Here is a 12,580-nt window from a genome sequence, read left to right as displayed (position 1 = left end):
CAGCGTGTTAATCACGCTGTTCGGGCTTATGGTCATTACCTTCATGATCGGCCGCGTCATGCCGGTCGATCCTGTTATTGCTGCGGTGGGCGACAATGCGCCAGAGGCTGTTATCCAGCGCGTCCGCGCGGAGATGGGGCTCGATCAGCCACTTGTAATCCAGTTCGTGCATTATGTCGGGCAGGTCCTGCACGGCGATTTCGGCAACTCTATTCTGACCCGTAATCCGGTGACACAGGATATCGCCCGTTATTTTCCCGCGACATTGGAACTGGCAACGGCTGCGCTTCTTGTTGCTGCTCTTATCGGTATTCCGCTGGGGGTGTGGGCTGCTGTCCGGCAGGGTTCCATCGTCGACCAGACGATCCGCGTGATCTGTCTTGCAGGGCACTCTGTTCCCGTTTTCATGCTGGCACTGATATCGCTTCTCGTCTTCTATGCGACACTCGATATAGCGCCCGGTCCGGGACGACAGGACATCATCTATGAAGGCATGATCCCGCATGTTACCGGCCTGCTCACGATCGATACTCTTATTGAGGGCGACTGGGACGCGTTCCGGGATGCCGTCTATCACATGATTCAGCCGGTTCTGATCCTCGCTTACTTCAGCATGGCGTATATCACGCGTATGACCCGCGCTTTCATGCTTGACGCACTCAAGGGTGAGTTCGTGATTACGGCACGTGCGAAAGGCTTGTCGCTGACCTCGGTCATCTGGAAACATGCTTTCCCGACCGTTGCCGTGCAGCTCGTGACAGTTCTGGCTCTCACCTATGCAGGTCTGCTGGAGGGTGCTGTCGTGACCGAGACGGTCTTCAGCTGGCCGGGCTTGGGACAGTATCTGACCGTGTCGCTGATGAATGCCGATATGAATCCGGTGGTGGGCGCTACACTGCTCATCGGTATCATTTATGTCGGGCTCAACCTGCTCGCCGATATCCTCTACAAAGTTCTGGATCCGCGTGTCCGATGATTTTTGCCAATTTTCATAACTGGGCGCTAGATGACTCGCCTGCTTCTCGTTCTCAGGCTAACTGGGGCAGGCGCTACCGCATTTGGGTGAACCTTCGGGCCAATCCGCTCGCGATGATTGGTCTCTTTATCATTGTCGCTTTCATCGTTTTGTCGTTGGCCGCACCATTGCTGGCGCCATATGATCCGAGTGTTCAAGACCTAGGCAACCGTCTGTCTGCTCCCACTGCCGCGCATTGGTTCGGGACTGATGAGCTAGGCCGCGATATCCTATCGCGCATTCTTTACGGTGGCCGCGTAACCCTTGGAATGGTTATCGCTGTTGTCATTCTCGTTGCGCCGATCGGGCTCTTTATCGGTTGTATCGCCGGCTATTTCGGCGGGATTGTTGACACCGCGTTGATGCGCGTCACTGATGTCTTTCTTGCGTTTCCTCGGTTGATCCTGGCGCTGGCCTTCGTGGCTGCGCTGAAGCCAGGTGTTGAAAGTGCCGTGCTTGCAATCGCATTGACTGCGTGGCCACCCTATGCGCGTCTGGCGCGTGCGGAAACCATGACTTTGCGCAAGAGCGATTTCATTGCAGCCGCCAAGCTGACCGGTGCATCGCCATTCCGCATCATTTTGCGTCACATCATGCCGCTTTGTGTGCCGAGCGTCATTGTGCGCATTACGCTCGACATGAGCTCGATCATCATCACCGCCGCAAGCCTTGGCTTCCTCGGAATGGGTGCACAGCCGCCGTCGCCCGAATGGGGTGCGATGATTGCCACTGCCAAGCGCTTTATCTTTGAACAATGGTGGGTTGCCACCATCCCCGGCATCGCGATCTTCCTCGTATCGCTCGCCTTCAATTTCCTCGGCGACGGTCTGCGCGACGTGCTCGATCCGAAGCAGAATTGAGAGAACAGATGCTGGTTGATATTAAAAATCTGCAGATCAGCTTTGAAACGCGCACCAGCCGTTTCGATGCTGTTCGCGGGATCTCGCTTCAGCTTGGTCGTGAAAAACTGGGCATTGTCGGTGAAAGTGGCTCGGGCAAGTCCTTGACCGCGCGAGCCCTCATGAAATTGCTGCCGCCAATCGCTGAAGTGAAGGCCGACAAGCTTTCATTCGATGGCATCGACATTCTGTCAGCCACCGAACGTGGCATGCGTCAGATACGCGGCAAGCGGGCAGGCTTTATTCTTCAGGACCCCAAATATTCGCTTAACCCGGTCAAGACCATTGGCGTGCAGGTAGCTGAAGCGTGGCGTACTCACAAAGGCGGTAGCAAACGTCAGGCAATGGATGCTGCGGTTGATCTTCTGGATCAGGTTATGATCCGCAATCCGCGCGACGTGGCAAAGCTTTATCCACACGAAGTTTCTGGTGGCATGGGCCAACGTGTCATGATCGCCATGATGCTGGCGCCCGATCCCGAACTGCTCATTGCTGACGAGCCGACATCCGCGCTCGACGCTACCGTTCAGGCGGAAATTCTTCGCCTGATCGACGATTTGGTTTCCAAGCGCGGAATGGGACTTCTCCTCATCAGCCACGATCTTCCACTCGTGTCGCATTTCTGCGACCGTGTCATGGTCATGTATATGGGCCGTGTCATGGAAGAATTGAAAGCCGCCGAACTTGTGCGTGCTGAGCATCCTTATACGAAGGGGCTTCTCAATTGCATTCCATCGCTCATGCATCCTCGTGATCGATTGCCGGTTCTTAATCGCGAAGAAAGCTGGCTGAACTCATGATAGTCATTGATCAACTTCGTATCAGCTTCAACGAGCATGAAGTCGTCAAGGGTGTGTCCTTCAATGTCGAGAAGGGCGGGAGCTTTGGAATTGTTGGTGAAAGCGGCTCGGGTAAATCCACTATTCTGCGCGCAATGGCGGGTCTCAACGAACAATGGAGTGGCCGCATCGCTTTCGACGGGAAGGACGTTGCTCCAAAGCGCACACCCGCCTTCTTCCGTCAGGTGCAGATGGTGTTTCAGGATCCCTTTGGCTCACTGCATCCACGCCAGACCATCGACCGTATCCTGAGCGAGCTTCTGCTGGTTCATGGTATCGGCGATATCGATAAGCGTATTGAAAAGGTTCTTGACGAAGTCGCGTTGCCCAAAGCTGCGCGGTTCCGTTTTCCGCACCAGCTTTCGGGCGGACAACGCCAGCGCGTGGCAATCGCGCGAGCCCTGATCGCCGAACCGGAAGTTCTGCTACTGGACGAACCGACATCGGCGCTTGATGTCTCGGTACAGGCTGAAATTCTCAATCTTCTCGCGGACTTGCGCGCTGAAAAGAATCTCACTTATGTGCTGGTGAGCCACAATCTCGCTGTGATCGCGCATCTCTGCCCGCAGGTGGGGGTGATGCAACATGGCGAGATGGTGGAACAGCTTAGCGCCGATGATTTGCGCGCTGGGCGAACGACACATCCGCATACCACAGAATTGCGCGCGCTAAGCGTCAATCTGGAAGAACCTGCCTGACGGAGTTTTCATGTCAACGCATGCTGACTGGAATGCGGCTTCGCTTGCCGCGAAAGTCTTGTCGAGAACCTGGGCCACGGATGAGCCGGGTGGCGTCATCATCGGTTTCGGCCCAGATGGAGTGAAATTTGCCTATGCGAGCGGGCTTGAAAACCTGTCTACGGGCGTGCCGTTCACGGCGAATACAGTCGTTCGCTACGCATCAGTCACGAAACATGCGTTTTGTGCGATGGTTCTCAAGCACAGCGATATCATCGGCCTCGAGGATCGGCTCGGCGACCATCTGCCGGAGTTGCAAAGTCCACTAGCCGATGTCACCGTGGGGCGTGCACTCGACATGACTGGTGGTCTGCCCGATACGCGGGAATGCCTCACACTTCTGGGGCTGTCTGTTTATACAGAAACGGAAGCGGGTCAGCTTCTGGATTACCTTGCTTCTCTCAACCGGCTCAATTTCGAAGCGGGTTCGGAAATTTCGTATTCCAACACCGGTTATCGTCTGGTGGAAGCTGCACTGGAGCGAAAAGGGTTTCGCTTCAATGATTTCGTTAAATCGGATATTGCGCTGCCTCTCGATATTTTCATGGAAGCGCCGGACGTCTGGAATGATCCGGTCGCGGGCCTGGTTCCCGGTTACTGGAAGTCTGACGAAAAATGGCAGCTCAGCTCTGCTGGCCTGCACATTTCGGCTTCTGGCAGCCTGACTGGCAGTGGCATGGCGCTGACCAAATGGGCACAAGCACTTGTTAATGGCGAGGGCGTGTTCAAAGGTTTGCTCGATAAACTGTCAGCTGACCGTCGTCTCTCTGACAGACGAGTAACCGGTTACGGTCTTGGGCTGCGGTGGAACGAAGTGGCTGGCAAGCGGTTTGTTGGACATGGTGGCTCGCATCCCGGCTACAAGAGCTATTTTCTGCTCGATCCAGCCGCGAAAACCGGCATGATTGTTGTTTCAAATCGTGAAGACGCCAACACCTATAAGATGGCGCGAGATTGCATGGCCGCTCTCAACGGATTGTCGTTGCCAGAGACCAATTGCACGATCCCCGACGGGCTTTATGTGACGGAGAGTGGACCGTTCTGGCTGGAAATGCGCAACGGTATAGCCAACTGGCTTGATTCCGAAGACACGCTTTACGATATCGGCGATGGCTGGTTCTCATCCCTGTCGCCGTCTTCGCCGGTTGAACTCCGCTGGACGGGTACGGAACTGGAGGGTGAGATTGGTTACGTATCTCGCCGGTTGAAGCCGGTGACACCGAAACCTGTGTGCCGGGAACTCGACGGCCACTGGCAGGCATCGCCCTATGGCGCCAGTTTCGATATCAAGGATGGTCACCTCATCATGGGTATAGGCCCGGCACGCCGAGCCATGCCGCTGGAAGACCTCGGTCAGGGGCGCGCGCTGTTTACGTTGCATGACGGCCCTTGGACCAAGCGCGTCTGTCTGCATAAGCTTGATGACAATCGGGTCGAGCTCGTTCTCAGCCGAGCCAGAATGATCGAATACGTCCGGTAATCTGGACATTCGTGGGTTATGGACGCGGCGGAAGGGTGACCTTACCGCCGCGTCTTGCATTGTGGTAACTTTCGACAATTGATTCCGAATGTGAGGTGACGTGATGCTGGAACGGATGATCGATCAGGGCGCAGGTCGGGAACCTGCCGACATCGTGCTGAAGGGCGGCCGTTTCTTCGATCTCGTAACCGGTGAACTTGTTGAAAGTGACATCGCAATCTGCGGTGACCGGATTGTTGGAACATTCGGCAACTATCAGGGCAAGCATGAAATCGACATTTCCGGACGGATCGTCGTGCCGGGATTTATCGATACGCATCTTCACATAGAATCTTCCCACGTAACGCCGCATGAGTTCGACCGGTGTGTATTGCCACAGGGCGTTACCACGGTCATTTGCGACCCGCACGAGATTGCGAATGTGCTGGGTGCTGAAGGCATAAAGTTTTTCCTCGATAGCGCGTTGGAAACCGTCATGGATATCCGCGTGCAGCTTTCAAGCTGTGTGCCCGCGACCCATATGGAAACGTCTGGCGCCGAGCTTCTGATCGATGATCTGTTGCCTTTTGCTGACCATCCCAAGGTGATCGGTCTTGCGGAGTTCATGAATTTTCCAGGTGTTCTGGCGAAAGATCCCGAATGCATGGCGAAGCTCAAAGCGTTTCAGGGACGCCATATTGATGGTCATGCGCCGCTTCTGCGCGGGCTCGATCTGAACGGCTATATTTCCGCAGGTATTCGCACCGAACACGAGGCGACAAGTGCGGAAGAAGCGCTGGAAAAGATGCGTAAGGGCATGCATGTATTGGTGCGCGAAGGGTCAGTTTCCAAGGATCTGAAAGCGCTTATGCCGATCATTACCGAGCGCCACGCGCAGTTTTTGGCACTGTGCACAGATGACCGGAATCCGCTCGATATTGCCGATCAGGGCCACCTCGATTATCTTATCCGCACGGCGATTGCAGGCGGCGTGGAGCCGATTGCCATCTACCGGGCCGCTAGCGTTTCTGCCGCCCGCGCTTTCGGTCTTTTTGATCGCGGTCTGGTTGCGCCGGGCCAGCGCGCCGACCTTGTTGTGGTGGATAGTCTCGAAGGTTGTCACGCTGAAATCGTGTTGTCGGCGGGCAGGGTGATTTCAGAGGATTTGTTTGCCGCTCGCAAGACTGTTGCTCCTGTCGGGCGCAATAGCGTCAAGGCATCGAAAGTCAGCGCTTCCAGTTTCCGCTCTCATTCCAACAGCGGCAAGACGCGTGCAATCGGTATAATTCCGGGCAAGATCATAACGGAAAGCCTCGAATTCGATCTGAAGGTTGGCCCGAACGGCGTTGAACCCGATTTCGAAAAAGATGTAGTCAAGATTGCCGTTGTCGAACGTCACGGCAAAAATGGAAATATTGCGACCGGCTTTGTGCACGGCTTCGGCTTGAAATCAGGTGCAATCGCGTCAACCGTCAGTCATGACAGCCATAATATCTGTGTGGTTGGCACGTCAGACGAAGATATTGCTGCAGCTGCCAATCGGTTGGGCGAAATTGAAGGTGGTTTCGTTGTCGTGCGAGATGGCAAGGTGTTGGCTGAAATGCCTTTGCCCATTGCCGGATTGATGAGCGCCGAACCATATGAAACTGTCCGCGACCAGCTTCGCGTGCTGCGTCATGCAGCGGAAGAACTGGGTTCCGTTCTGGAGGAGCCATTCTTGCAACTGGCCTTCATCGCCTTGCCTGTGATCCCGCATCTCAAGATCACTGATCGCGGCCTCGTGGACGTCGACAAATTTGCATTTGTCGGGAACTGATCAATGCAACCCGCCGACACCCAGCAGTTCTTCGACGGTCTGCTGGTTTTCGGTGAGTTCTGCTGAAGTGCCAGACCATGCGATGCGCCCACGTTCCAGTATGATGACGTGATCGGCAAAATCGAGTGCACTCTGGATGCGCTGTTCGACAAGCAGAATCGTCATGTCTCCCTTCTGCGCAAGTGTCGAGAAAGCAGCCATCAGTTCTTCACAGATGACAGGAGCAAGCCCTTCCAGCGGCTCATCGAGCAGCAGCACTGTCGGTCGCCCGAGAATGCTGCGCGCGGTGGAAAGCATCTGTTGTTCTCCCCCGGAAAGCTGCGACCCAAGATTGCTGCGTCGTTCCTTAAGACGCGGAAACATCGCATAGGCTTCTTCGAGCGCATTCTTTGGTCGGTTTTTGAGGCCAACGAAGAGATTTTCTTCGACAGTGAGGGTCGGGAAAACATCGCGGGTTTGCGGCACGTAGCCGAGGCCAGCAATTGCGCGCGCGGCTGATGGAAGCGTGGCGATATTCTTCCCATTCAGCAGAATTTCACCGCCATAACGGCGCGTTTGCCCTGCGATAGTGGCAAAGAGGCTGGTCTTGCCGACACCATTGCGGCCCAGAATGGCAAGTCGCGATCCCGGTTCTGCTTTGAACGATACATTCTCGATGACGCGCGTGGGGCCGTAACCGGAGGAGAGATTGCGAATTTCAAGCGAGGCGGCACTCATTGCGCATAGCTCCCGAGATAGGCTTCGCGGACGCGGGCATCCTGCACGACGTCTTCCGGCAATCCGTCAAAGATCACAGTTCCGGCAGCTAGAACGACCACACGCTTTGCGAAGCGAAAAACGAGGTCCATATCGTGCTCGATCATGAGTACTGCCAGATCGGCCGGTAGTCGGTCGAGCGCTTCCTCAATGCGGCCCGTGTCGCTCTGTGGAACACCCGCAGCTGGTTCATCAAGCAGCAGAACTTTGGGTCGAAGCGCCAATGCAAGTGCAATCTCCAGAAGCCGCTGTTGGCCATATGCGATCTCACTCACCCGCAACTGTCCGAGATGCCGAAGCCCGAGCGTATCGAGAATATCGCGCACTTCATCCATGACTTCAGGCATTTTGCGATAGTTTCCGAGAATACGTCCCGTCTTGCCTTCGCGTTGCAAAACAGCAAGAGCCACGTGTTCTTCGGGTGTCATGTCGAAGAAGAGACGGGTCACCTGAAATGAACGCACCAGTCCACGCCTGACGCGCTGCATGGCGTTGAGCCGGGAGACGCTCTCTCCATCCAATGCCACGGTGCCAGAAGTTGCCGCGAGGTTGCCTGTAACCAGATTGACGAAAGTGGTCTTGCCCGCTCCATTGGGACCAATGAGGGCGACGCGGTCGCCTTTCGCCATACTGAGCGAAACATCGTTTGTAACTGCCAGACCGCCGAAACTTTTGTGCAGTTTCGTTACTTCAAACACGGTACTCATTTGCGGCGCGCCTTCTTTTCAAAGTAATAGGCGACGGTTCCATAGAGGCCGCGCGGCGCGAATAGCACGACGGCGATCAGCAGAACCCCAACCATTGTAAGCCAGTGGAAGGGGTTCGCAGCAGAGACGAGGTCTTCGAACCACATGAAGACAACTGTGCCGATCAGTCCTCCGAACAGCGATCCCGTGCCACCGAGAACCAGCATTACCAAAGCTTCCGCCGACATGGTGAAGCTAAGACTGTCTAGTCCGACAACCTGCGTTGAAATGGCGTTCAGCGCGCCACCGATGCCAGCAACAGCGCCCGAAATGACATACATGCGAAGCTGTGCTGACTGGACCGAAGCGCCCATGGCATGAATGCGGATCGGGTCTTCTTTCACACCTCGGCAAAGCATACCGAAGGGTGAACGAACAACATAACGTAGGAAGATGAACGAAACGAGCAGCAGGAATACGGCATAGACATAGACCGTGTGTCCGTAGAGATCGAACTCGAACATGCCAAAGATCGGATCGGGTGAAATGCCGCTTAGTCCGTCACTGCCGCCGGTCCAGCTTGATGCCTTGTTTGCAGCTTCGTGGAACAGATGAACAACGGCAATCGATAGAACGAGTTGAGCGAGCCCGTGTGCGCGCAGAATAACGGCTCCGGAAACAAGCCCGGTGATAGCTCCTGCAACAAGACCGATAAGTGTCATCAGGATCGGGTCGGTAATACCGAAATGGGCAGCAGCGATGCCGGCACCATAGGCACCAGCGCCAAACAAAGCAGCATGGCCGAGCGTTGCTATACCGCAATAGCCCGTCACCAGATCGAGTGACAATACGAGCAAGGCAATGGCAATGATGCGTGTCAGCAGCGCCAGATTGTCGGGGAACAAAAACCAGCCGCAAATACTGGCAGCGATAATTGCTGCTACGCCAGCAAGACCCGCATAGGAGTGACGGTATTGGGAGAGAGCTTGCGTCATATCGGTCATTTTTTGGCCAGCCTTCCTGCAAGACCACGCGGGAACAGCGTCACAATGACGATTACTGCCAGATAGAAGAAGAACTCGCCATATTCCGGTGCCAGATAACGCCCGGTTGTATCGATTGCTCCGAGCAGGAGGCAGGCAATCAGCGCTCCGGGTATGGAGCCTGCGCCGCCGACAGAGACGACGACCAGAAATGTCACCATGTAGCGGAGTGCATAGTAGGGTTCGACAGGTAGAAGTTCGGCGCCGACGACACCGCCGAAAGCTGCAAGCCCAATGGCAAGCGCAAAGCTGATGGCGTAAACGATTTCGGTTCTGACACCGAGTGCAGCCGCCATGTTGGCATTGTCGACGGCAGCGCGCAGTTTCACGCCGAAGGCAGTGCGTTCGATGATGTACCAAAGACCAAGGGCCACCGCGAAGCCGCACCCGATTGCAAAGATGCGATGCTTGGCAATTGCCCGAAAGCCGAGATCGACAGATCCACGCAACATTTCAGGCAAAGGAATGGTCTTCAGCGTTGGTCCGAATATATAGTTGGTGAGACCGATAATGCAGAAAGTGATACCGATGGTCATCAGCACCTGCGTCAGTTCAGGCGCCCCATAAATGCGCCGATAGAGCAATCTCTCCACGGGAACGGCGATTATCATCGTGCCGACGACCGCGATGATGATCGCAAAGCCGTAATTGAGGCCAAGCTGCTGGGCAGCATAGGATGCAAAATAGCCGCCGATCATTGCAAATGCGCCGTGAGCGAGATTGACGACGCGCATCAAGCCCATGGTGACCGAAAGGCCGATGGAAATGACGAAAAGCACCATGCCATAGGCGAGGGCATCGACAGCAATGCTGAGCACAGTCTGCATTGAGTGGTCCTGTTGGGCGTATCCCGAAAAACGCGAAAAGGTTTTCGGGTACGCGTTAAAATAAGCAGTTGTGAGCCATGAGTGCGCGCTTTACGCCTGCTCAGGCATCAAGGCGTTAACTCTTGAATGCCGGAGTTATTGAGCTTTTAGGCCGGGGTCGCCCTGCTTCTCGAAGGTTTGAATTTCCTTGTTATAGTAAGTGCCGTCATCAGCCTTGGCTACTTCGCGCAGATAGATGTTCTGCGTCATATGGCGGCTTTCGGGATCGATGGATACAGGGCCGCGAGGACTGATCCATTCCATGCCTTTCACGGACTCTACCGCTTTTTCAGCATCTTTTTCACCGCTGGTCGCTTCGATCATCTTGTAGATGACATGCATGCCATCATAAGCGCCGACCGAAGGGAAGGACAATTCCACAGGATTGCCGATGGCCTTTCGAGCTTCCTCGACAAACTTCTTGTTTTCTGGCGAGTCATGCGAGACTGCATAGTGGAAAGTCGTCAGAACACCGAGAGCATTTTCTCCGAGTGCGGGAAGATCGGATTCCTGTGTCAGGTCACCTGGAGCAAAAAGCTGAATGCCCGAGCCTTTCAATCCGTTGTCGACATAGGATTTCATGAAACCGAGCGTGGTTGGTCCAGACGGCAGAAAAGCGAACACGCCTTGCGCGCCAGAGTCTTTGATACGCTGCATGATAGGACTGAAATCGTTCGTAGCGAGCGGCATGCGAATAGCTTCGACCACTTCGCCACCGGCTTCTGTGAACGCTGCCTTGAAAGCGTTTTCCGCATCCACGCCCGGCCCGTAATCGCTGACAACCGAGATGACTTTCTTCACACCCTTGTCGAGTGCAACCTTTGCGATCGGGGTTGACGTTTGCCATGTGGTGAACGAGGTGCGCACCACATAAGGGCTCTTCGTGACAATGGAAGAGGTGGCGGCATTCATGACGACCATCGGCACATTGCCCTGTTTGAGAATGGGCGTAACCGCCATGGCGTCAGGGGTGAAATAGAAGCCAGCAAGATACTGCACGCCTTCCTTGACCACGAGTTCCTGCGCAAGCGCCTTCGATTGCGCAGGATCGGCCTGCGGCACATCGCGATAAACGATCTCGACAGTGTCATCGCCGATCGTGTTGCCGTGCTCTGTCATATAGGCGTCGATACCGGCCTTGAAGTTCTTGCCCTGAAGAGCAAACGGGCCTGAAAATGGACCAATGACGCCGACCTTTACCACATCGGCATAAGCTGCTGATGCTGTGAGTGAAAAGACCGCAAGCGCGGTGAATGCAATTTTCTTCATGTTCTCCTCCCTATCGCCCACCATTCCCGCGCGTGACTGTCTCGTCGCAACAGGGAATGTCCTGATTTCAGCATGCCTATCTAATTGGTCATGTAAAATGAAAAATTCCTTATAAACGATACCCGGATGGTTATGTGTCCGAGAATTGTTCGTTTCCGATTCGAACCACCTTATCGATCAGGATTGATGCAATCTTGAGTGCACTGCCAGTCGACGCAACAATTTGCGGCAGGATCATCCATTCGATCATCCAAGCCGCGCCTGAGCGCTCCTGCTCGTGCACCATAGCCTGATGCAACCCACCCATTTGGGCTGCGTTGAAACGGGCAAGGCTGACCAGTATCTCTGCCGACACCGGATTTTGCTTGTGCGGCATGGCGGATGAACCGCCGCCGCCTGTCAAGGAGAGTTCGGTGCCCAGTTCAGCCATAAGCGCAATATCTTGCCCGAATTTTCCAAGAGTACCCGTGATGAGCGAAAGCAGATTGCCGAATTCGACAATGAAGGCCCGCTGGCTATGCCATTGCGGGCTATCGTGCAATCCGAGCCTATCAGCCAGCAAAGCACGCAGAGCCGGTGCCTGATCACCGAATTTTTCAAGCGTTCCGGCTGCACCGCCGAACTGTACGGGAAAGACGATGGTGTTCAGTTTGGTCTCATAAGCGTTGAGCGGGTTTTTCCAGCTTGAGATGCGGTCCGATACGGTGATCGGAATAGCGGATTGCATACGTGTATAACCCGTCAGAGCATTCCTTCCGAACGTCGCATCAAGCCAATCGAAACGCTGCGTGAGTTGCTGAATTCGCCCATAAAGAATTGTACTTGCGCGTTTCAGCCGCAAAATCAGGCTCGTATCGATGGCATCCTGGCTCGTCGCGCCGAAATGAACGTATTCGCCGTAATCCGTTCCGACCGCCAGACGCAGTTCTTTCACGAGTGAGGGAATGACAACCCCGTCACGCGCTGTCGCTGTTGCCAGATTAGATAGGTGGGGTTCGAACGTTTCTGAGGCTTGTTTGATCGCTTGTCCTGCCTCGACCGGTATCAAGCCGAGCCCCGCTTGAGCTTCAGCCAGAGCCGCTTCAAAGCGCAACATCTCGGCAATATCAGCCGCCGCAGTAAACAGGCTCAATATCTCTTCGTCGTCGCCGAAAAGCTGTGCCAGAAACGGATGTTCGAAGACCGAGATGCTCAT

The 12,580-nt window shown here is 55.0% G+C and carries 11 protein-coding genes and 1 pseudogene; 6 read left to right on the top strand and 6 right to left on the bottom strand.

Annotated features, from left to right (window positions below):
- Positions 1-28: 28 nt before the first annotated feature.
- The 6 genes and pseudogenes from OANT_RS19335 to ade all read left to right on the top strand — a co-directional run bounded on the left by OANT_RS19335 (position 29) and on the right by ade (position 6,765).
- Positions 29-976 carry an ABC transporter permease gene (locus tag OANT_RS19335; RefSeq protein ID WP_235994163.1) on the top strand — a complete coding sequence of 316 codons (948 nt, stop codon included), beginning with the start codon at positions 29-31 and terminating at the stop codon, positions 974-976.
- Positions 973-1,875 carry a nickel transporter permease gene (gene nikC, locus OANT_RS19330; protein ID WP_012093113.1) on the top strand — a complete coding sequence of 301 codons (903 nt, stop codon included), beginning with the start codon at positions 973-975 and terminating at the stop codon, positions 1,873-1,875. The genes OANT_RS19335 and nikC overlap by 4 nt, the downstream gene beginning before the upstream one ends.
- An 8-nt stretch (positions 1,876-1,883) precedes the next feature.
- Positions 1,884-2,714 carry an ABC transporter ATP-binding protein gene (locus tag OANT_RS19325; RefSeq protein ID WP_012093112.1) on the top strand — a complete coding sequence of 277 codons (831 nt, stop codon included), beginning with the start codon at positions 1,884-1,886 and terminating at the stop codon, positions 2,712-2,714.
- Positions 2,711-3,451, top strand: coding sequence for an ABC transporter ATP-binding protein (locus OANT_RS19320; protein WP_012093111.1), 741 nt, complete (start codon positions 2,711-2,713; stop codon positions 3,449-3,451). Before OANT_RS19325 ends, OANT_RS19320 begins: the two co-directional genes overlap by 4 nt.
- A 10-nt stretch (positions 3,452-3,461) precedes the next feature.
- Entirely contained in the window at positions 3,462-4,970 is a 1,509-nt protein-coding gene (locus OANT_RS19315; protein ID WP_012093110.1) for a serine hydrolase domain-containing protein, read from the top strand.
- A gap of 54 nt (positions 4,971-5,024) precedes the next feature.
- A pseudogene (gene ade / locus OANT_RS19310) lies at positions 5,025-6,765 on the top strand (adenine deaminase).
- On the opposite strand, the gene OANT_RS19305 reads toward ade, so the two are convergent.
- The 6 genes from OANT_RS19305 to OANT_RS19280 all read right to left on the bottom strand — a co-directional run bounded on the left by OANT_RS19305 (position 6,766) and on the right by OANT_RS19280 (position 12,580).
- On the bottom strand, positions 6,766-7,482 hold the full coding sequence (locus OANT_RS19305) for an ABC transporter ATP-binding protein (protein WP_012093107.1): 717 nt from the start codon (positions 7,480-7,482) through the stop codon (positions 6,766-6,768).
- The gene (locus tag OANT_RS19300) at positions 7,479-8,228 is read right to left on the bottom strand and encodes an ABC transporter ATP-binding protein (protein ID WP_012093106.1); all 750 of its coding nucleotides are present in this window, start codon (positions 8,226-8,228) and stop codon (positions 7,479-7,481) included. The genes OANT_RS19305 and OANT_RS19300 overlap by 4 nt, the downstream gene beginning before the upstream one ends.
- Positions 8,225-9,211: a branched-chain amino acid ABC transporter permease gene (locus tag OANT_RS19295; RefSeq protein ID WP_012093105.1), complete on the bottom strand. Its 987-nt coding sequence runs from the start codon at positions 9,209-9,211 to the stop codon at positions 8,225-8,227. The genes OANT_RS19300 and OANT_RS19295 overlap by 4 nt, the downstream gene beginning before the upstream one ends.
- Positions 9,208-10,077, bottom strand: a complete 870-nt coding sequence (locus OANT_RS19290; protein WP_012093104.1) for a branched-chain amino acid ABC transporter permease — start codon at positions 10,075-10,077, stop codon at positions 9,208-9,210. The genes OANT_RS19295 and OANT_RS19290 overlap by 4 nt, the downstream gene beginning before the upstream one ends.
- A gap of 135 nt (positions 10,078-10,212) precedes the next feature.
- A complete protein-coding gene (locus OANT_RS19285; protein WP_012093103.1) occupies positions 10,213-11,385 on the bottom strand; it encodes an ABC transporter substrate-binding protein in 1,173 nt (390 codons plus the stop codon).
- 130 nt (positions 11,386-11,515) lie between these two features.
- Complete coding sequence (locus OANT_RS19280) at positions 11,516-12,580, bottom strand: 3-carboxy-cis,cis-muconate cycloisomerase (protein WP_012093102.1); 1,065 nt, start codon at positions 12,578-12,580, stop codon at positions 11,516-11,518.

It is taken from the genome of Brucella anthropi ATCC 49188, from assembly GCF_000017405.1.
Taxonomy (GTDB): Bacteria; Pseudomonadota; Alphaproteobacteria; order Rhizobiales; family Rhizobiaceae; genus Brucella; species Brucella anthropi.
Note: the sequence above shows the minus strand (reverse complement) of the source record. Positions and strands in the feature narration are given on the sequence as shown.